This is a genomic window from Streptomyces sp. NPDC102467, from assembly GCF_044765445.1.
Taxonomy (GTDB): Bacteria; Actinomycetota; Actinomycetes; order Streptomycetales; family Streptomycetaceae; genus Streptomyces.
This window is the reverse complement of sequence record NZ_JBIWKA010000001.1, coordinates 132,817-152,398: the sequence shown is the minus strand read 5'-3', so window position 1 is coordinate 152,398 and position 19,582 is coordinate 132,817. Positions and strand designations below refer to the sequence as shown.

Annotated in this window: 16 protein-coding genes; 6 read left to right on the top strand and 10 right to left on the bottom strand. The window is 71.1% G+C overall.

Annotated features, from left to right (window positions below; all coding sequences use genetic code 11):
- Positions 1–11 precede the first annotated feature (11 nt).
- The 3 genes from ACIREE_RS00630 to ACIREE_RS00620 are packed head-to-tail and all read right to left on the bottom strand — an operon-like array spanning position 12 to position 3,661.
- On the bottom strand, positions 12–980 hold the full coding sequence (locus ACIREE_RS00630) for an N-acetylneuraminate synthase family protein (protein ID WP_404144488.1): 969 nt from the start codon (positions 978–980) through the stop codon (positions 12–14).
- A 12-nt stretch (positions 981–992) separates the two neighbouring features.
- Complete coding sequence (locus ACIREE_RS00625) at positions 993–2,303, bottom strand: cytidylyltransferase domain-containing protein (protein WP_404144486.1); 1,311 nt, start codon at positions 2,301–2,303, stop codon at positions 993–995.
- 38 nt (positions 2,304–2,341) lie between these two features.
- Positions 2,342–3,661, bottom strand: a complete 1,320-nt coding sequence (locus ACIREE_RS00620) for a DUF6716 putative glycosyltransferase (RefSeq protein WP_404144484.1) — start codon at positions 3,659–3,661, stop codon at positions 2,342–2,344.
- Positions 3,662–3,859: 198 nt separating this feature from the next.
- Between ACIREE_RS00620 and ACIREE_RS00615 the strand changes: the two genes are divergently transcribed.
- From ACIREE_RS00615 to ACIREE_RS00605, 3 genes are read left to right on the top strand one after another with little or no spacing between them, the layout of a single operon-like run.
- A complete protein-coding gene (locus ACIREE_RS00615; protein WP_404144483.1) occupies positions 3,860–4,837 on the top strand; it encodes a glycosyltransferase family 2 protein in 978 nt (325 codons plus the stop codon).
- Positions 4,834–6,228: a polysialyltransferase family glycosyltransferase gene (locus ACIREE_RS00610; RefSeq protein WP_404144482.1), complete on the top strand. Its 1,395-nt coding sequence runs from the start codon at positions 4,834–4,836 to the stop codon at positions 6,226–6,228. The genes ACIREE_RS00615 and ACIREE_RS00610 overlap by 4 nt, the downstream gene beginning before the upstream one ends.
- The gene (locus ACIREE_RS00605) at positions 6,225–7,379 is read left to right on the top strand and encodes an acyltransferase family protein (protein ID WP_404144481.1); all 1,155 of its coding nucleotides are present in this window, start codon (positions 6,225–6,227) and stop codon (positions 7,377–7,379) included. Before ACIREE_RS00610 ends, ACIREE_RS00605 begins: the two co-directional genes overlap by 4 nt.
- Here ACIREE_RS00605 and ACIREE_RS00600 read toward each other — a convergent pair.
- A complete protein-coding gene (locus ACIREE_RS00600) occupies positions 7,364–8,113 on the bottom strand; it encodes a TetR/AcrR family transcriptional regulator C-terminal domain-containing protein (protein WP_404144479.1) in 750 nt (249 codons plus the stop codon). The two genes, ACIREE_RS00605 and ACIREE_RS00600, sit on opposite strands and share 16 nt — an antisense overlap.
- Before the next feature lie 74 nt (positions 8,114–8,187).
- Between ACIREE_RS00600 and ACIREE_RS00595 the strand changes: the two genes are divergently transcribed.
- Positions 8,188–9,654 carry an FAD-dependent monooxygenase gene (locus ACIREE_RS00595; protein ID WP_404144477.1) on the top strand — a complete coding sequence of 489 codons (1,467 nt, stop codon included), beginning with the start codon at positions 8,188–8,190 and terminating at the stop codon, positions 9,652–9,654.
- A 67-nt stretch (positions 9,655–9,721) separates the two neighbouring features.
- Here the strand turns inward: ACIREE_RS00595 and leuE are convergent, their stop codons facing one another.
- Together leuE and ACIREE_RS00585 are read right to left on the bottom strand one after the other, a co-directional pair.
- Entirely contained in the window at positions 9,722–10,381 is a 660-nt protein-coding gene (leuE, locus tag ACIREE_RS00590) for a leucine efflux protein LeuE (protein ID WP_404144476.1), read from the bottom strand.
- Between the two features lie 65 nt (positions 10,382–10,446).
- Positions 10,447–12,027, bottom strand: coding sequence for a methylmalonyl-CoA mutase (locus ACIREE_RS00585; protein WP_404144474.1), 1,581 nt, complete (start codon positions 12,025–12,027; stop codon positions 10,447–10,449).
- Between the two features lie 493 nt (positions 12,028–12,520).
- On the opposite strand from ACIREE_RS00585, the gene ACIREE_RS00580 reads away from it, so the two are divergent.
- On the top strand, positions 12,521–13,114 hold the full coding sequence (locus tag ACIREE_RS00580; RefSeq protein WP_404145279.1) for a L,D-transpeptidase family protein: 594 nt from the start codon (positions 12,521–12,523) through the stop codon (positions 13,112–13,114).
- Between the two features lie 274 nt (positions 13,115–13,388).
- On the opposite strand, the gene ACIREE_RS00575 is transcribed toward ACIREE_RS00580, so the two are convergent.
- From ACIREE_RS00575 to ACIREE_RS00560, 4 genes are all read right to left on the bottom strand, one after another.
- A complete protein-coding gene (locus ACIREE_RS00575; protein ID WP_404144472.1) occupies positions 13,389–14,543 on the bottom strand; it encodes a hypothetical protein in 1,155 nt (384 codons plus the stop codon).
- On the bottom strand, positions 14,543–15,205 hold the full coding sequence (locus ACIREE_RS00570) for an RNA polymerase sigma factor (protein WP_404144470.1): 663 nt from the start codon (positions 15,203–15,205) through the stop codon (positions 14,543–14,545). Before ACIREE_RS00570 ends, ACIREE_RS00575 begins: the two co-directional genes overlap by 1 nt.
- A gap of 320 nt (positions 15,206–15,525) precedes the next feature.
- Positions 15,526–15,828: a hypothetical protein gene (locus tag ACIREE_RS00565; RefSeq protein ID WP_404144468.1), complete on the bottom strand. Its 303-nt coding sequence runs from the start codon at positions 15,826–15,828 to the stop codon at positions 15,526–15,528.
- Positions 15,825–16,424: an RNA polymerase sigma factor gene (locus tag ACIREE_RS00560; RefSeq protein WP_404144466.1), complete on the bottom strand. Its 600-nt coding sequence runs from the start codon at positions 16,422–16,424 to the stop codon at positions 15,825–15,827. Before ACIREE_RS00560 ends, ACIREE_RS00565 begins: the two co-directional genes overlap by 4 nt.
- Positions 16,425–16,624: 200 nt before the next feature.
- Here ACIREE_RS00560 and ACIREE_RS00555 point away from each other — a divergent pair, with 200 nt between their 5' ends.
- Complete coding sequence (locus tag ACIREE_RS00555) at positions 16,625–19,324, top strand: N-acetylmuramoyl-L-alanine amidase (RefSeq protein ID WP_404144464.1); 2,700 nt, start codon at positions 16,625–16,627, stop codon at positions 19,322–19,324.
- Positions 19,325–19,582 lie beyond the last annotated feature (258 nt).

Below are 19,582 nucleotides of genomic sequence, written 5' to 3'. Positions count from 1 at the left end.
GGAGTTGCGGATCAGACGCCGACCGGCTCACCGGCCGCGACGGCGATCTCCGACTCGGCGACGACGCCCGCGACGCGGCGCAGCTTCTTCATCGGGCCGAGCTCGGACTCGTAGACCTTCTTGACGCCGTCACCGAGGGACTGCTCGATGGTGCGGATGTCGCGGACGAGGCGGGTGATGCCCTGCGGCTCCACGGAGGCGGCCTGGTCCGAGCCCCACATGGCGCGGTCGAGGGTGATGTGGCGCTCGACGAACGTGGCGCCGAGGGCGACGGCCGCGAGGGTCGTCTGCAGGCCGGTCTCGTGGCCGGAGTAGCCGATCGGGACGTTCGGGTACTCGGCCTGGAGGGTGTTGATGACGCGGAGGTTGAGCTCCTCGGCCTGCGCCGGGTACGTGGACGTGGCGTGGCACATCAGGATGTTGTCCGAGCCGAGGACCTCGACCGCATGGCGGATCTGCTTCGGCGTCGACATGCCGGTGGAGAGGATGACGGTGCGGCCGGTGGCGCGCAGGGCGCGCAGCAGCTCGTCGTCGGTGAGCGAGGCGGAGGCGACCTTGTGGGCGGGGACGTCGAACTTCTCCAGGAAGGCGACGGCCTCGGTGTCCCACGGGGAGGCGAACCAGTCGATGCCGCGCTTCTTGCAGTGCTCGTCGATCTGGCGGTACTCGTCCTCGCCGAACTCGACGCGGTGACGGTAGTCGATGTACGTCATCCGGCCCCAGGGGGTGTCCCGCTCGATGTCCCACTGGTCGCGCGGGGTGCAGATCTCGGGGGTGCGCTTCTGGAACTTGACGGCGTCGCAGCCGGCCTCGGCGGCGACGTCGATCAGCTTGAACGCGTTGTCCAGGTCACCGTTGTGGTTGATGCCGATCTCACCGGTGATGTAGACGGGGTGACCGGGGCCCGCGGTGCGCGAACCGAAGGTACGCAGACGGGAGTTGACATCGAACGGGGAGTTCTGGGCGGACTGTGCAGACATGGGGGGCGTTCCTTACTTGTTGAGGGAGTCGAGAGAAGGGCCGAGGATCCAGCTGGCGATCTCTCGGATCGCGCCGTCGCCACCGGGGGCGGTGGTGACCGCGCGTGCGGCGCCGCGTACGACGTCATGGGCGCTCGCGACCGCCACGGGCCAGCCGGCGACGGCGAAGCTCGGGAGGTCGTTGACGTCGTTGCCGACGTAGAGCACGCGCTCCGGCGCGATGCCCTGCTCCTCGCACCACTGCTTCAGTGCGAGGTCCTTGCGGTCGATGCCGTGCAGGACCGGGATCTTGAGCTTCCGGGCCCGGGCGGCGACCACCGGGTTCTGTTCCGTGGACAGGATCAGCATGTGCAGGCCGCTCCTGCGGAGGGCCGCGATACCGAGGCCGTCACCGCGGTGCACGGTGACGAACTCCCGTCCGTCGGAGTCGATCAGCACCCTGTCGTCGGTCTGGGTGCCGTCGAAGTCGAGGACGACCGCGTCGATGTCCTCCCGGGTGGGGAGGGCCGTCTCGTGCGACGCGTCGAAGAGGGGGGCCAGCGCGCGGGCGCGGGCCAGGTCGTGCGGGTCGTCGATCTCCAGGACCTTGGCGGGGTCGGTGCGCACCAGCTCGGTGCGGCCGAAGAAGCGGTGCTCGTGGCGGCGGAAGCCGGTGGCCTCCATCGCGTAGACGGCGCCGGTCTCCAGCAGGTCCTGGGGGCGGTCCTGGCGCATCTGGCGGAAGGACTTGTCGTGGTTGACGCCGTAGCCGCCGGCGGTCGCGGGCGCCTCGGTGACGAGGGTGTCGGTGCCGCCGAGCGAGGCGGACCGCGCGGCGGCGATCGCCCTCGCCTCGTCGATCGTGTCCGAGCCGTCCCGCCACACGAACCCGTGGAAGGGGGCGACGGTCAGGGCGCTGTCCGCCCCGTTCTCGACGATCGCGCGGACTACGCCGTCGACGTCCTCGCGGGCGATGAAGGGGCTGGTGCACTGCACGAGCAGGACGACGTCCACGGCCGCGCCGTGCAGCGCCTCGTGCGCGTCCATGGCGTGCAGCACGGCGGCCTCGGAGCTGGACTTGTCGCCCGCGATGGCGGCGGGCCGGGTGACGACCTCGGCGCCCGCCTGCCGCGCGGCGGCCGCGATGCCCTCGTCGTCGGTGGAGACCACGACGTCGGTGACCTGCCGGGTGGCGAGGCACTCGCGCACGGCGCGGGCCACCAGGGGCACGCCGCCGATCTGGGCGAGGTTCTTGGCCGGCACCCCCTTGGAGCCGCCGCGGGCGGGGATCACGGCGAGGACGCGGCGGACCGGGGTCGCCTGGCCCGCTTCCGGGTCGGTCATGTGGGGGGCTCCTTCGGGGAGTCGGTTCAGGGGGGTGCTCACAGCTCGCCCATCCGCCGGATCACGGGGGCGACGCGCTGCACGCCGTGCCGGTAGGCGCCGCGGGCGGCCCGGCGGACGATCTGGCGTACGGCGCCGGGCTCCTGGTCGGCCGCGGGCGCGCCGGGCAGCGGGCTGCCGTCGGCCCCCAGGTGGTGGCGGGCGAGGATGCGCGGCAGGTAGCCGGGCGCGGTGGTGCGGCTGTAGTACGGCTTCAGGGGGGCCTGCCGCGGGCGTGCCAGGAGCTCGGCGACCTTGGCGCGCGCCCCGTCGAAGGCGCTCTCGTACGAGCCGTCGGCGGCGACGCCCTGCCGGGCCACCCACGCGGGGTCCGGTTCGGGCAGCTCGCCCGCGTCCAGCTGGTCCCACGAGACCAGGCAGCCGGAGCCGGTGAAGTGGTGGTTGCCGAGCGCCTCGCGCACCCCGAGGTCGGTGAGCAGCGCGGTGGGCACGCGCCGGTGCAGGGATTCGAGCGCGGCCGTGGAACTGACCGTGACCAGCAGATCCGTACGGTCGAGGACCTCGCCCATGTTTCCGTACACCAGACGGAAGTTGGGCGGCGGAGTCAGCCGCTGCACCAGCTTCTGGTACGGGACTTCCTCGATGTGCGTGGTGTGCTCGCCCGGCTTGCTGCGCAGCTTGAGCAGCACCTCGCGCTCGGGGTGGGCTCGGGCATGCCGCACCAGGCGGTCGAGCAGGTACATCCGGTCGGCCGGGGTGTCCGGCACGGACGGCTGCGCGGCGAAGACCACCGTGTACGGGTCGTGTACGTCCTGGTAGGTGTCGCCGCCGAGGAACGGCAGCGCGCACTCGGTCACCGCGGCGGCGTCCGCGCCGACCCCCTCGTACACGGTGCGGAACCGCTCCGCGTCGTACCGGGAGTTGGCGAGCACCACGTCCGCGCCGTGCCGCAGCAGCAGCCCGTCGGTGAGCTTCTCGTAGACGACACCGACGTAGCCGGTGACGACGACGGGGCGCTTCGCCGCGTCGCGCCAGGCGTGGGCGAGTCCGTGCAGTACAGCCTGGACGGCGCCGCCCACGAGGGCGAGGACGACCACGTCGTACGCGTCGGGCTCGCGCTCCATCTCGCGCAGGAACTCGACCGCGGTGACCTCGCGCAGCCGGTCGGCGCGGACGCCGACCTCGGTGAGCTGGCGGGGGGTGGGGGTGGCGCGGCCCCGCAGCAGGAACCCGTCAAGGGCGGCGCTGTCGGCGCTGTCGGAGGTGAGACGGGCCGCGGTGAGCGCGCCCCATTTCCATCGGGTGTCGGAGTCTGCGAGTACGGCGATCCGCCGTTGCTCGGCTGTACTTGCTGGCACACCGAGAAAGTTAGGAAGCCATTTCGAGCCACGGCCCAACCGGAGTGCAACAAAGGGTTAACAGCACACCGACGAATGGCGAATCGGCCCGGGAAATGCCATGCGGAGCGGCTGGTTCACGGTCCCGCCACACGTCGTTCACCTGGTATCAAGTTCCCGGTCAAGACGAATGCCGGGCCGCCGCCTAACGTCACGGACGTGGTCAAGCTCTCCGTCATCGTGCCGTTCTACAACGTGCAGCAATATGCACCCGACACTCTGAGAAGTCTGCGAGCGAACGCGCGCGACGACTTCGAATTCATTCTCGTCGACGACTGCTCCAAGGACGAGACTCCGGACATTCTCGCGCGCGCCGAGCGCGAGCTGCCCGGCGCGGTCGTCGTGCGACACGAACAGAACGGGGGACTCGCCACCGCCCGCAACACAGGACTGGACGCGGCACGGGGCGAATACCTGACATTCCTCGACGGCGACGACTGGCTCGCGCCGGGCTACTACCCCCAGCTCCTGTCCGCCATCGAGGGCCTGGGCTGCGACTTCGTCCGCACGGACCATGTGCAGTGCACGGCGCGGGCCCGCACGATCCACCGCGTGCCGCACGGCAGGCGCGGCGTCGTCCTCGATCCGCGCGAGGCGATCCTGCCCGCGGACCGCTCGACGTCCGTCGACTACGCGTACGCGTGGGCCGGCATGTACCACCGGCGCCTCGCCGACGAGGGGCTGCTGCACTTCACCGACGGGCTGCGCACCGCGGAGGACCGGCCGTGGATCTGGCGGCTGCACCGCGAGGCGAAATCCTTTGCCGCGGTGAGTCTGCTGGGTGTTTTCTACCGGCGCGGTGTCGCCTCGTCGCTCACCCAGATCGGTGACGTGCGCCAGCTCGATTTCATTCGCGCATTCGACCAGGTCGTACGGGAAACGGCACAGGACCGGGATGCCGACCAGCTGCTGCCGAAGGCTGTGCGCACGTATTGCGCCATCATTTCCCACCACTTGGGATCCATCGAAAGGTTCGAACCGCCCGTGGCGCGCAAATTGAAGTCCCTCAGCGCGGCGGCGCTCAAACGCATGCCGCAGCAGGTGCTCGACGAAGCGCTCGACTCGATGGACGTCGAGCGCGCCACGCGGCTGCGCCGGCTGCGTCGCCGCCCGGTGAGCACGGAGAACGCCGCATGACGAAGCACACGACCCAGCACGCGACGGAGCACACGACCGATCGCACGGCGAAGCGCACGACTCGCATCCTGCTCGCTTCGACCCTGTACGGCACCGCGACGCTCGCGGCCGCGCTGGACGCCGACCGGTTCGCCCCCGCGGACCGCACGATATTGCTGGTCGCCAACAACGCGGCGACACCCGAGACGACCCCGGCCGTCGACGAGATGCCCGGCTTCGAGCTGCTGCGCGGCCGCTTCGACGATGTGCTGTCCTGGAACGAGGCGATCTCCCCGTTCCATCCCGGCGGCTGGACGCCCCGAGCGGACGATCTCCCGCTGTGGGAACGGCATTTGAGGATGCTCTGGAGCCTCGGCGACGACGACATCGAGCTGGCCGTCGAGTCCATCCAGGTCAACCCGGCGATGGCTGTCGCGCAGATCTTCACGGGCGCCCCGGTCGACGTGTACGCGGACGGCCTGATGAGCTACGGCCCGACCCGCAACAAGATCGACCCGCTGGTCGGCACCCGCGTGCGCCGCCTCCTCCACCTCGACCTGGTGCCGGGCCTCAAGCCGCTGCTGCTCACGGAGTTCGGCGTCGAGCCCGAGATCGTACCGACGGAGGTCTTCGTCAAGGTCCTCGCCGAACTCGGCGACGCGACGGACGAGTTGCCGCACCTCGACGGCGAACCCGCCCTGCTGCTCGGCCAGTACCTCTCCGCCCTCGACATCCTCACGGCGGAGGAGGAAGAGGGTCTGCATGTACGGATGATGCGCGGCGCGTCCGAACTGGGGCACCGGCAGATCGTGTTCAAGCCGCACCCCACGGCCCCGGCCCGCTGGTCGCGCACCCTGGAGAAGGAGGCGGAGCGGCTCGGCATCGAGCTGACCGTCCTGGACACCCCGGTCCTCGCCGAGGTCATCTATCAGCGGATGCGCCCGGCGCTCGTCGTCGGCTGCTTCTCGACGGCGTTGCTCACCGCGTCGGCGCTGTACGGGATTCCGGTGGCCCGGGTCGGCACGACCACGCTCCTCGACCGGCTCGCCCCGTACCAGAACAGCAACCGGGTCCCGGTCACGATCGTCGATGCGCTGCTGCCCGATCTCGACGACCGCCCCGGTGTCCAATCACAGGAACATCCCCTGCCCTTGGCCGAGTTGACCGATCTCCTGCGGGCGGTCGGCTTCGCGATGCAGGCCAAGATCTATCCGGGTCTGCGCCCCGCGGCCGAGCGTTATCTCTCGACGCGCCTGGACGCGCACACGTGGCGGTACTTCAAGCGCCGCCGCCTCACCTCCCTCGCGCTGCCCGGCGCCGTCCCGTCACAGCTCGCGTTCATCCCCCGCAACGCGGCGGTGCGCAGGGTCGCCAAACGGGCCCGTTCCTTCAAGCGGGCCGCGCTCGGATGACCCTCACCGACCCGACCCCCGCGCTCCCCATGCCCGCACCCGAGCCGGAGACCGCCGCACCCGCACGGCCGAAGCGGGCCGCGCCGCGCCTGTACGCCCTCGACGGCCTGCGTCTGATCGCCGCGCTCATGGTCGCGGCGTACCACTACGGCGGCCGCGACGGCGAGGTGTCGCACGCCTGGGGCACCTCGCCGCGCACCCAGTTCCCGTCCCTGCACGGCTGGTTCGCGTACGGCTGTCTCGGCGTGCAGATCTTCTTCGTCATCAGCGGCTTCGTGATCTGCATGAGCGGCTGGGGCCGGCCCCTGCGTTCCTTCTTCGCCTCGCGCGCGTCCCGCCTGCTGCCGTCCTACTGGGTGGCGATCGTGCTGGTCACCGCGGTCTTCGCGGTGCCCGTCGTGGTCTACAAGACGGTCTCGCCGAGCGACGCGCTGGTGAACCTGACCATGCTCCAGCAACCCCTGGGTGTGGACCGGGTGTTGGGCGTGTGCTGGACCCTCTGGGCCGAACTGCGCTTCTACGCGCTGTTCGCGCTGTGCGTCGTCCTGCCGGGCGCGACCCGGCACCGCGTCGTGCTGTTCTGCGCGGTGTGGACCCTGGCCGCGGCACTCGCCGAGGCCACGGGCGAGCCCCTGCTCACCCTCGCGCTCATGCCCGAGTACGCCCCGTTCTTCATCGGCGGCATCGGCCTCTACCTGGTGCACCGCGACCGGCGTGACGTGACGGCGTGGGGCATCGTCGCCGTGAGCTGGCTGATCGGGCAGCACTACGCCGTCGACCGGCTGTGGCACGCCCCGAACCCGGACTTCTTCTCGTACCGCACCTCGTTCGGGATCATCGCCGTCATCACGCTCGGCTTCGCCGCGGTGACGGCGATCGCGGTCGGCTGGACGGCATGGGCGAACTGGCGATGGCTGTCGGTCGCCGGCGCCCTCACCTATCCCTTCTACCTGGTCCACGAGCACCTGGGCTGGGTGACGATCGAAGCCCTGCACCGGCACGTCGGCCTGCCGTCGTGGGCCACCTTCCTGGCGACGATCGGCGTGATGCTGACGCTCGCCTGGCTGCTGAACCGTTACGTCGAGGAGTGGGCGACGCCGCTGCTGCGCCGGGCGCTGAACCGGGGGCCCACGCCTCAGCGCACTCCGTAGCGCGCCTCGATCCCCGCCACGATCAGCCGCAGCCCTTCCTCGAACCGCTCGTCGTACGCCGCGAACAGCTGCCCTCCCGCGGCGGCGGCGAGCGGGTAGTCGGCGAGCATCTCGGCGCGCTCGTCCACGTCGTAGCCGGGGCGCCGCTCGCCGGGCAGCGGCTGCACGCCCTGTTCCTCCGTGACGAAGCCGAGCGTGTACATGTACGCCGTCGTGCTCGCCCAGGCGGCCTGGTCGGGGGTGAATCCGGCCTCGATGAGACGGCGCAGGTTCGCCTCCAACTCCGGTCCGTGGTCGGTCCCGGTGAACCGTGAGCCGCTGAAGACCTTCGCGCCGTCGCGGTAGCGCAGAAGCGCGCCGCGCAGCTGCCGGCTGCCCTGCACCAGCCACTCCTGCCAGGCGCCGGAGGGCTCGTAGCCGACCTCTTTTCCGGCCTCCGTCATCCGCCGGAACATCACTGTCGCCATCTCGTCGAGCAGCGCCTGCTTGTTCTTGAAGTGCCAGTACAGGGCGGGCGCCTGCACATTCAGCTCCTTGGCGATGGCGCGCAGCGTCAGCCCCTCGAGGCCTACGTCGTTCAGCAGGTCAAGCGCGGTGTCGGCGACGTACGCCTTGTCGAGCTTGGCCTTCTTCGGCTCTCGCGGGCTCTTCTGCGCTGCGGGGCTTTTCGGCTCTGCGGGGCTTTTCGGCTCTGCGGGGCTCTTCTGCTCTTTCGGGTTTCTCTGCTCGGCCACGCTTGACAGTTTAACGCCGTTAAGGTCATGCTCGGACACATCGAGCTTAACGTCGTTAAGGAGAGGTGGCGGTGATGACGGTGGCGACGGATACGACGGATGTCCTGATCGTGGGCGCGGGCCCGACCGGCCTGGTCCTGGCCGCGGATCTGGCCCGGCGCGGGGTCCGGGCGATGCTGGTGGAGCGGGCGGAGAGCCTGTTCCCGGGCTCGCGCGGCAAGGGGCTGCAGCCGCGCCCACAGGAGGTGCTGTACGACCTCGGGGTGCTGGACGCGATCTACGCGGCGGGCACCGAGTACCCGACGATGCTGGCCTGGGAGGGTGACGAGCCGGGCCAGGAGTGGGACATGCTCAAGCGCACCGAGCCGTCCGAGCAGGCGCCTTTCACGAACGCGTGGCTGGTACCGCAGGCCCGCACGCAGGAGGTGCTGTACGCGCGACTGCGGGAGCTGGGCGGCGAGGTCCGCTTCGGCACGGGACTGAGCGGCCTGGAGCAGGACGCCGAGGGGGTGACGGCGACGTTCGAGGACGGCTCGGCGGTACGCGCCGGGTACGTGGTGGCGGCCGACGGCGGCCGTTCCACGGTGCGCAGGGCGCTCGGCATCGGCATGACGGGCGAGACCGTGGACCCGAAGCCGATGCTGGTGGCGGACGTGCGGGTGACGCGGGACGCGCCGGTCCCGGACACGCACTGGCACATATGGCCGAAGGCGCCGGAGGGTGGCGTGGCGTTCTGCCCGCTGCCGTCGGACGACGGGCGCCTCTTCCAGCTGGCCGCGCAGTACGTGGACGAGACGGCGGTCCCCGACACCTCACCGGCCGGGGTGGCCAAGCTTCTCGCGTCCCGTACGCCGCTCCTTGAGGAGCACATCGCCGACGCGATCTGGGCCTCGGACTTCCGGGCGCGCGCGGCCATGGCGGACCGCTTCCGCGAGGGCCGGGTCTTCCTGGCGGGCGACGCGGCGCACATCCACTCCCCCGCGGGCGGCCAGGGCCTGAACACGAGCGTGCAGGACGCGTACAACCTGTCGTGGAAGCTGGCGGCGGTCCTGTCCGGCGCCCCGCAGGAGCTTCTCGGCACGTACGAGGAGGAACGGCTGCCCATAGCGGCCGACATCCTCGGCATCAGCACCCGCATCCACCGCGCCGGGGCGAACGGCATGCCGGTGCAGCGCGGCGAGGAGGTGCAGCAACTGGGCATCGGCTACCGGGAGTCGACGCTGACCCGGGAGACCCGGACGGGCCTTCCGGAGGGAGCGCTGCGGGCCGGCGACCGGGCCCCGGACGGGCGGCGCGGCGGGACCCGGCTGTTCGACCTCTTCCGGGGCCCGCACTGGACACTGCTGGCGGTGGGCACGGAGGCCGAACTGCCACCCCTGGAAGGCGAGTTCATACGGGCGGCACGCATTCCGGCGTACGAGACGTACGGCTCGGGCGTGTTCCTGGTGCGGCCGGACGGATATGTGGCGTGGGCCGGGGAGACGGCGGACGGAGCGGTGGCGTACCTGGCGGAGATCGGGGTCGGCACCGGGACGCGGTGAGGTCGGCGGCCGTCGGGGGCGCCGGACGCCTCCGGCCCCCGTCGGAGGCGTCCGGCCCGCCGGAGGTCTACACGCTGGCCAGCGACAGCTTCACCGCGAACCCGAGGAACAGCACCCCGGCGGCCGAGGTGGCGCCGGCCGACAGCCGCTTGCGGCGCCGGAAGGCGGCGGAGAGCCTCGTGCCGCTGAAGATCAGGGCCGACAGGTACAGCACGCTCGCGATCTGGGCGAAGGCGCCGAGCACGGTGAAGGAGACGGCGGGGTAGGCGTAGGAGCGGTCGACGAACTGCACGAAGAAGGCGATGAAGAACAGGATCGCCTTCGGGTTGAGGAGGCTGATCACAAAGGCCCTGCGGAAGGGCCGCTCCTGCGGCGAGGGCGCCTCGGCGAGACCGGCCTCGGCGGCGGCGATCCGCTCGCGGCGGGTCCGCCACAGCGACCAGGCGGCGCGCAGCATGCCGACCGCGAGCCAGGTCAGATAGCCGGCACCCGCGTACTTCACGATCCCGAACAGCACGGCGTTGGCCTGCAGAAGGGAGGCGACACCGGCGGCGGACAGCGTCATGAGGACGGTGTCGCCGCACCAGACACCGGCAGCGGCCTTGTATCCGGTGCGTACGCCGCGACGGGCGGCGACGGAGAGCACGTACAGCGAGTTCGGCCCCGGGAGGAGGACGATGAGGACGGTACCCGCGAGATAGGTCGGTAGATCTATGACACCCAGCATGAGCGGAGTGTCGCACAGCCGCCCGGCCCTGCGCCCAGGGGTTTCATTTGCCGGAAGATCGCTGGTCAGAACCGGTCGGAGGGGACGTAGGCGCCCCACACCTCGCGCAGCGTGTTGCAGACTTCGCCGACGGTGGCGCGGGCGCGCAGGGCGTCTTTCATCGGGTAGAGGACGTTGTCGTCGCCCTCGGCGGCCTTCTTCAGGGCGGCGAGCGCGAGGTCGACAACGGGCTGGTCCCGGTCGGCGCGCAGGGCGGCGAGGCGTGCGGCCTGCTGGGCCTCGATGGCAGGGTCGACGCGCAGCGGCTCGTAGGGTTCCTCGGTGTCGAGCTGGTAGCGGTTGACGCCGACCACGACGCGTTCACCGGCATCGGTCTCCTGCGCGATCCGATACGCCGACCGCTCGATCTCGCCCTTCTGGAAGCCGTGTTCGATCGCGGCCACGGCGCCGCCCAGGTCCTCGACGCGTGCCATGAGTGCCAGGGTGGCGGCCTCCACCTCGTCGGTCATCTTCTCCACGACGTAGGAGCCGGCGAACGGATCGACGGTGGCCGTCACGTCCGTCTCGTAGGCGAGAACCTGCTGGGTGCGCAGGGCCAGGCGCGCGCTCTTGTCGGTGGGCAGGGCGATGGCCTCGTCGAAGGAGTTCGTGTGCAGCGACTGCGTGCCGCCGAGTACCGCGGCCAGGCCCTGGACGGCGACGCGGACCAGGTTCACCTCCGGCTGCTGCGCGGTCAGCTGCACCCCGGCGGTCTGGGTGTGGAAGCGCAGCATCAGCGACTTGGGGTTCTTCGCGCCGAACTCCTCACGCATCACCCGCGCCCAGATCCGCCGGGCCGCCCGGAACTTGGCGACCTCTTCGAGGAGCGTGGTGCGGGACACGAAGAAGAACGACAGACGCGGCGCGAAGTCGTCCACGTCCATCCCGGCAGCGACCGCGGTCCGGACGTACTCGACGCCGTCGGCGAGGGTGAAGGCGATCTCCTGCGCGGGCGAGGCCCCCGCTTCGGCCATGTGGTAGCCGGAGATCGAGATGGTGTTCCACTTCGGGATCTCGGCCCGGCAGTACTTGAAGATGTCCGCGATCAGCCGCAGGGAGGGCTTGGGCGGGAAAATGTAGGTGCCCCGCGCGATGTACTCCTTGAGGACATCGTTCTGGATCGTGCCCGTCAACTGATCGGCGGCCACCCCCTGTTCCTCGCCGATCAGCTGGTACATCAGCAGGAGCAGCGCGGCCGGCGCGTTGATCGTCATCGAGGTGGAGACCTTGCCCAGCGGGATCCCGCCGAACAGCACCCGCATGTCGTCGATCGAATCGATCGCCACACCCACCTTGCCGACCTCACCCGAGGCGATCGGGGCATCGGAGTCGTGACCCATCTGGGTCGGCAGGTCGAAGGCGACCGAGAGCCCCGTCGTGCCGTTCGCGATCAGCTGCTTGTACCGGGCGTTGGACTCGGTGGCCGTACCGAATCCCGCGTACTGGCGCATCGTCCACGGGCGGCCCGTGTACATCGACGGATACACACCACGCGTGAACGGATACGCGCCCGGCTCCCCCAGCTGCCGCTCCGGATCCCAGCCCTCCAACGCCGACGGGCCGTACACCGGCTCGATGGGCAGTCCCGACTCGGATTCGCGCGCCATGGTTGTGCCTCCAGGATCTGCCGACTGATCGTGTCTGTTGGTCGTGTCTGTTGGTCGTGTCTGTGCTTGCGTGGGTGCTCAGGGCCTTGCTTACCAGCCCTGCCCGGAGATGTACCCGCTGTCCGGCCCTTGTTCGCAACCATTCCGACGTGGGCAGCATCTGTGGTGACAAGAGAGACCGGCGCGGCAGGCGGGGGACGTCATGCGGACAGCTGTCATACGGAGAACATTCGCGGCGACCGGGGTGCTGGCCCTGGTCGGCGGCTGCTCGGCGCAGGCGGTGGGGCCGGGCGGCGTCGGCACGCGCCCGTCGGCTCCGGCCGCGTCCGCGCCGACCGTGCCCTCCGCGCCGTCGGCGCCGTCCGCCTCGCACTCGGCCACGGCTCCGGGGGACGCCAAGCCGTCCCGCCCGTCAGGTTCGTCCGGTTCGCCCGTGGCGTCGACGGCTCCCGCTCCCAAGACCCTGTTCGCCCCCGGCGACGAGGGCAAGCAGGTGCGCGGGCTGCAGGCGCGGCTGCGTCAGGTCGCCTGGCTCTCCGCCACCCCGACGGGGACGTACGGCCCCGCGACGACCGAGGCGGTCAGGGGGTTCCAGGGCAAGCGCGGCCTGCCGCGCACCGGCACCACCGACACCGTCACCTGGCAGCGACTGCTGGAGATGACGCACGAGCCGACCCGCGACGAGCTGTACGCATCGGGCGGTCAGCCCGCGGCCGCGCCCGATCCGCGCTGTATGACCGGGCGCGTGCTCTGCATCAGCAAGACGAGCCGGACGGTGTCATGGATGGTGAACGGCAAGCGGCTGATGACCACGGACGTGCGGTTCGGCTCGCAGTACACGCCCACCCGCGAGGGCGTCTTCCACGTGTACTGGAAGTCCCGGCACCACGTCTCGACGATCTACCACACGCCCATGCCCTACGCGATGTTCTTCAGCGGCGGCCAGGCCGTGCACTACTCGTCGGACTTCGCGGCCCGCGGCTACAGCGGCGCCTCGCACGGCTGTGTGAACGTACGGGACGAAGGGAAGATCGCGAGCCTGTTCGCCCAGGTCCGGAACGGCGACAAGGTCGTCATCTACTGGTGAGACGTTCACCGGTGAGACGTTCACCGGTGAGACGTCCGGAGGACTTAGGCGGCGTGGGTGGGACCGGGGGAACCTGTCCCACCCACGCCAGTGGCACAGAGCCGAAGGTACGGGGGGAACCCCGGCTCGTGCACGGCCGATGACCAGTCGGCTACTCAGTACTGCGTCCCGTCCTCAAAAAATGTCACACCTGTCGCGCAACTCTTTTGAGGATTTGTGTCTGCGCAGGTCAGGACCCCAGTCAGAGCGCAGGTCAGGACGGAGGAGGGCCGCGCTACGACGCGGACGGGGAGGGCGTGGGCGTCGCCGTCGCGGTCGGCAGTTCGGGCGAGGCGCTGTAGGACAGATCAGGGGAGGGCGGGGGCGAGGGCGCGGGCGCGATCGGGTGGTAGCCGACGTTCTCCCCGCCACCGCCACCGCCACCATTACCGCTACCGCCGCCATTGCCGGCGTCGTCGTCCTCGTCGCCGTCCTGGCCGTCGCCACGGCCGTCCGAACCGTTCGGGCCACCCGGGCCGTTGGCTCCGTCCGATCCGTCTGGTCCGGTAAACCCGAATTCGGAGTCGTCGGAAGAGCCGCCGGAACGTCCGAGCACGCGGTCGCAGAACCGGCCGATGTCCGCGGTGCTGCGGCCGTACCTCTTCGCGGAGTCACGCAACCGCCGCCGCTCGTCGGCGCCGAGATCGCCGCCGCGGTACCTGAGGCAGGCCTCGATCATGCGGCGGCGCATCCCCTCGGACGCGCTGCCTCTGCGGGTGGCGTCGGGGGCAGGCGTGCGGGTCGAGTCCTTGCTCTCGGGTCTCTCCCCGCTGTTTCCCGCGCTCGGCGAGCCGGCGCCGTCGGGGGTCGCGGAGCCGTCGGGCAGGACCGTGTCGCGGTCCGTGCCGCCCGGCGAGGGCGAGACGAGCGGTCGGTCGGGGCTGGCCGCACCCGACACGGAGGCGGCCGGCGCCGGGTCACCGCCACCGCCGAACGGCGAGGGCAGCACCCCGGTCCCGGCGGCGACGGCGACCCCGCCGGCCATGCACGCGGCGAGCGCGGCGGCCACCGCGAACCGCACCGGCCGTCCCCAGCGCGGGCCGTCCACGACGGCGCGCCCCGGCTCGGCCGGTACCGGCGCTCCTGATGCGCCGGCGCGGTGTCGCCCGGGTCCGGCGGAGCGCCCGGCGCGGTCGGCCACCGAACCGGAAGGGTCCACGGCGTCGTCCACGGCAGAGACCGCTCGGGCCTCCCGGAAAGCCTTCAACGCCCCGTCCTCACCGGGGAGTTCACCGTCGGGTCCGGCCGGAAGCGCGGTCAGCGCGTCGAACGCGGCGACGAGCCGTCCGGCCCGCCGGATGTCGTCGTCGGCGACGGCCTCCAGTGACTCCCCGCGCAGCAGGCGCTCCGCCGCGTCGCGGTCCAGCCACTTGTCGTGCTCGTCGGCCATCACATGTCCTTCTGCGTCCGCGTACGCGAATGCGTCACACCGGCGGACGTCACCGGGCGGCTGCTCGACTGCCTCTGGTGCGGTACGGCATCGAGGGAAACGGAGGTCATCGGGTCCGCGCCGAGCAGTTCGGCCAGCCGCTTCAGACCGCGGTGCGCGGCGGTGCGGACGGCTCCGGGCCGCTTGCCGAGAGTCTGGGCGGCGCTCTTCGCGTCGAGGCCGACGACGACGCGGAGCACGACGGCCTCGGCCTGGTCCTGCGGGAGTTGGGAGATCAGATGCATCGCGGTGCCGGTGGCGAGGGACTCCAGCGCCTCGTCGGCGGTGTCGGAGAGCGCGGGCCTGCCGGTGAGCTCGGCCTCGTCGCCGCCGACGGCGGGCCTGCGCCCCCGCATGCGTATGTGGTCGAGCGCGCGGTTGCGGGCGATCCGGGCGGCCCAGCCGCGGAACCGGTCGGCGTCGCCCTCGAAGCGGGTGAGGTCACGGGCTATCTGCAGCCAGGCCTCGGAGGCGACGTCCTCGGCGTCCGGGTCGCCGACGAGCGTGCGTATGTACCCGAGCAGGCGCGGGTGCACGGCGCGGTACACAGTCCGGAACGCGGTCTCGTCCCCGTCCTGTGCCGCAAGCACCGCGGCGGTCAGCTCCGCGTCGTCCCCCAGCACTCCCAGTACCTGCCTGCCCCGGCCGTGAAAGCCCCTGTGCCCCGTATGAACCTGCGCCCGTACAAAGGTGTGCGCCCCCGGCGCGAATCAGCACGCTACGGCCTGAAACACCCCCACGTCCATGTTTGTACAACAGGCAACTAGCGGGTCACGCAGCGGGGTGTGACAGAAAACGCATCCCCGGCGCTGAAGAGAGTACGGGCCGCTCGCGACCCGTACCGCGCGGCGGCCGGGGTCTCTCCTGTGGGGGGTGGCGACCTCGGCCGTCCCGTATTTCAGGCCGCGCCCCGATGGCCGAATTCCCCTCCCCCGGTGGGCAGTTACCGGGGCCCCTCCGCGGTCTCCGCCGGCCGGTGCGCGCCGCTGCGACGGGGGCGCCAGTCGTCGCCGCGGCGAGGGCGCGCGACCACCGCCCCGCCATCGCGCGCCGCGCGGAACGCGGCGAGCGCCCGCAGTTCCCCGGCCCCGTCGGCGTCCGGCGCGCAGGGACGGACAGCAGCGGCGAGCAGCTCGCCGAGGGAAGCCTGCCCTCCGGAGGAAGCCGGCCCTCCGGAGGAAGCCCGTCCGCCGAGGGAAGCCCGTCCGCCGGGGGCGAGGTCCGTGGGCAAGGGTTCGTCCGTCATCCGCGCCCCTCGACCCCGAGCTGTCGCGCGAGCCGCTTCAGCCCGCGATACGCCGCCGTGCGCACGGCACCGGGCCGCTTGCCGAGGACACGGCCGGCGGCGGGTCCGTCGAGGCCGACGACGACGCGCAGCAGCACCGCCTCCCGTTGGTCGCGCGGGAGAGCGGCGAGGAGGGCCAGGGCGCGTTCGGTGGAGAGGATCTCGAAGACCTGCTCGGCGGTGTTCTGCGCCGCGGGCAGGTCGAGCACGTCCCGTTCGAGCGCGGAGGGCTGTGGCCGCACCTTCTGACGGCGCAGCAGATCGAGGGCGCGATGCCGGGCGATGGTCGCCGTCCACCCGCGAAACCCGGCCCCGTCCCCGCGGAAGCGGCCCAGATCCCGCGCTATCTCCAGCCAGGCCTCGGCCGCGACGTCCTCCGCCTCGTCACCGACGAGCCCGCGCAGATATCCGAGCAGCCCGGGCTGCACCATCCGGTAGGCCACGGCGAAGGCCGCCTCGTCGCCGGCCTGGGCCCGTGCCACGGCCGCGCCCAGCTCCCCGTCTCCTTGGCCCAACCGCTTCCTACCGCTTCCCTCTTCGTACGACTTCGAGGACACCCACGCATCCGGAGTCCGCGTTCCCACGATGAACTGCGCCCCCACCCGCGGAAACGTCACAGTCGCTCCGGCGGCCCCCGCCGCGAGGTACCGCTGTGACGCGCGACACAGTTGTGCAACGTGTGACGCCGCTCGTTGGTCCTGCGCTGTACAGGACATCTACCCGCGGAGCGCGGGGCTTTTGTGAACTTCTGCAAGGGGTGGGGTATTTGAGCCCGCGACATTCGCGCGGTAATCAACAGAACGCGAGCAATTCGCACGCGTACAAGCCGTTGAGTCTCAAGCGCAGAGCGTGGATCACGGTCGGCGCGGTCGTGCTCGGCGGTGCCGGCGCGGCGACGTACGCCATGGCCGCCGACCCGGTCGTCCCGGCCAAGGCCGCCGCGCACCGGGCGGCGGCGGTCCACACGGTGAAGATGGAGACGAAGGGCGACCGCAAGGTCGTGCCGCAGAAGTCGACCGGGACCTTCAGTGCCGTGTCGGTGACGTGGCAGGACCCCGACGCCGAGATCGACGGCACGGCGCAGTTCCGGGCGCGCGACGCGGCCAGCGGCGACTGGGGCGGCTGGACGACCCTGCCCAAGGAGACGAACGACGCCGACGGCGCCGAGCGCGAGAACTCCGCGCTCCGTGGCGGTACCGCGTCGGTGCCGACCGAGGACGACGCGGACGGCGTCGAGGTCCGGGTGGTCGCCAAGGACGGCAGCGCCTCCGACCTGCCCGCCGGCATGGACGTCAAGCTCATCGACCCCGGCACCGGGCCCACCGCCGCCGACCTCGCCCGGCCGGCCGCGTACAGCGAGGACACCGCCACCCCGACGGGCTCCCCCACCACGGCAGGCACCCCGACGGCGCCGGACACCACGCCCACCGCCACCGGCACCACCACGCCGACCGCCCCCGCCTCGTCCGACCCGGCGTCCCCGACGCCGACGCCGACCGAGACGGTCCCGACCGCCCGCCCTTCGACGGTCGTCAAGCCGGCGATCATCCCCCAGTCGGTGTGGGGGCCTGGCCTCGCGCACGACGGAACTCCCACGTACGACACGGAGATCAAGGCCGCCGTCGTCCACCACACCGGTGTCGACGCGGACAACCAGTTCCCCTGCTCCCAGTCGGCCGAGCGCCTGCGCCAGATCCAGCAGGACCACGTCTCCAAGGGCTACTACGACCTCGGCTACAACTTCGTCGTCGACCGCTGCGGCCAGATCTTCGAGGGTCGTACCGGCGGCATGGACCTGCCGGTGCACGGCGCCCACGACTACGGCTTCAACACGGACACCGTCGGCATCTCCTACATCGGCAACTTCGAGACGGCGAAGCCCACCAAGGCCGCGCTCGACGCGATCGCCCGCGTCGTGGCCTGGAAGTTCGGCCAATACGGCATCTCACCGACCGGCAACGTCACGCTGACGTCCGCCGGTGATCTGAACGTCGACGGCAACAAGGTCGCCCTGGGCAAGACCATCACCCTGCCGCGCGTCTTCGGCCACAAGGACACCAACGCCACGTTGTGCCCCGGCGCGAACCTGTACCCGAAGCTCTCCCGCATCGCCGCCCTCGCCGCGACGCCGGGCATCTCGCACTCCCTGGCCTCGCAGAACGTCATCGGTGACGCCACCGCGGACATCGTGACGGGCGTGCCCAAGGGCGCGAGCGGCGGCCAGGTCGTCGTCGTCCCGGGCACCTCGGGCGGTCCGAGCGCCACCGGCAAGAAGGTCATCTCGCAGGCCGGGGAGATGCCCGGCGCGGCCGAGTCCGGCGACGAGTTCGGCGCCGCCACCGCGACCGGCGACATCAACGGCGACGGCTACACCGACCTCGTGGTCGGCCAGCCCGGCGAGGACGACACCTCGGGCCACGCGAACCGCGGCGCGGCCACCGTTCTGTACGGTCCCGGCTTCACCACCGGCTTCGGCATCAACATGGACGCGAGCTACGACCTGACGGGCGCCCGGTTCGGCTCGGCGGTGGCCGTCGGCGACTTCAACGCGGACGGCACGGCCGACGTGTTCGCCGCCTCCACCGGCCTCGGCGGCACCTGGATGGCCCGTTACGGCGACGGCTGGGACAGCGACTCGACGATCACGTCATCCGAGGCGAACCTGGCCAACGCGGACGCCACCTCCGGTGACTTCAACCAGGACGGCTACGCGGACGTCGCCCTCAACTACCGCGACTCCACCGGCGTCGGCCGCGTCACCTGGTACAAGGGCGGCGCGGGCGGCCTGCGCAAGGCGGCCACACTGACCGTCAAGGGCGGCCGCTCCATCGGCGCAGGCGACATCAACGGTGACGGCGTCGACGACATCGTCATCGGCCAGCCCTACACGGCCGAGTCCGACGCGGCGGCCGGCGGCCAGGTCACCTTCGTCAAGGGCGTGGCCGCCACCGGCCTGACCGCGACGGGCGCCAAGACCGTCAGCCAGTCCACGTCCGGCGTGCCGGGCGCCGCCGAGTCCGGCGACGCGATGGGCTGGTCGGTAGCGGTCGGCGACTACAACCTCGACGGTTATGCGGACGTCCTGACCGGCGCCCCGAACGAGGACATCACCCGTACCTCGAACCGCTCCAACGCGGGCACGTCGCTGCTCCTGAAGGGCTCGTCGACCGGTCTGACCGGCACCGGCGCGATCGCCATCACGCAGGACACCGAAGGCGTCCCCGGCTCGACCGAGACGAACGACAACCTCGGCACGGCGGTCGCGCTCGGCGACTTCTCCGGCTACGGCCGCGCCGACCTGGTCATCGGCACGGCGGGCGAGGACACGGGCAACGGCACCCTGATGTACGTACCGAGCAACAGCTCCGGTCCTGGTCTGACCTCGACCAAGACCTTCAACAACACCACGCTCGGCACTCCGGCGGGCGCCCGCCTGGGCACCAACCTGGCGCCGTAGCAATCCAGTTGGATCCGTGCAAGTGCAGTGGATCCGTGCAAGTGCAGTGGATCCGTGCAAGTGCAGTGGATCCGTGCAAGTGCAGTGGATCCGTGCAAGTGCAGTGGATCCGTGCAAGTGCAGTGGATCCGTGCAAGTGCAGTGGATCCGTGCAAGTGCAGTGGATCCGTGCAAGTGCAGTGGATCCGTGCAAGTGCAGTGGATCCGTGCAAGTGCAGTGGATCCGTGCAAGTGCAGTGGATCCGTGCAAGTGCAGGT

What these genes read in the sequence shown, in the direction of transcription:
- ACIREE_RS00630 (WP_404144488.1), bottom strand. Translation starts at nt 980, where the DNA reads ATGTCTGCACAGTCCGCCCAGAACTCCCCGTTCGATGTCAACTCCCGT.
- ACIREE_RS00625 (WP_404144486.1), bottom strand. Translation starts at nt 2,303, where the DNA reads ATGACCGACCCGGAAGCGGGCCAGGCGACCCCGGTCCGCCGCGTCCTC.
- ACIREE_RS00610 (WP_404144482.1), top strand. Translation starts at nt 4,834, where the DNA reads ATGACGAAGCACACGACCCAGCACGCGACGGAGCACACGACCGATCGC.
- ACIREE_RS00605 (WP_404144481.1), top strand. Translation starts at nt 6,225, where the DNA reads ATGACCCTCACCGACCCGACCCCCGCGCTCCCCATGCCCGCACCCGAG.
- ACIREE_RS00595 (WP_404144477.1), top strand. Translation starts at nt 8,188, where the DNA reads ATGACGGTGGCGACGGATACGACGGATGTCCTGATCGTGGGCGCGGGC.
- leuE (WP_404144476.1), bottom strand. Translation starts at nt 10,381, where the DNA reads ATGCTGGGTGTCATAGATCTACCGACCTATCTCGCGGGTACCGTCCTC.
- ACIREE_RS00585 (WP_404144474.1), bottom strand. Translation starts at nt 12,027, where the DNA reads ATGGCGCGCGAATCCGAGTCGGGACTGCCCATCGAGCCGGTGTACGGC.
- ACIREE_RS00575 (WP_404144472.1), bottom strand. Translation starts at nt 14,543, where the DNA reads ATGGCCGACGAGCACGACAAGTGGCTGGACCGCGACGCGGCGGAGCGC.
- ACIREE_RS00565 (WP_404144468.1), bottom strand. Translation starts at nt 15,828, where the DNA reads ATGACGGACGAACCCTTGCCCACGGACCTCGCCCCCGGCGGACGGGCT.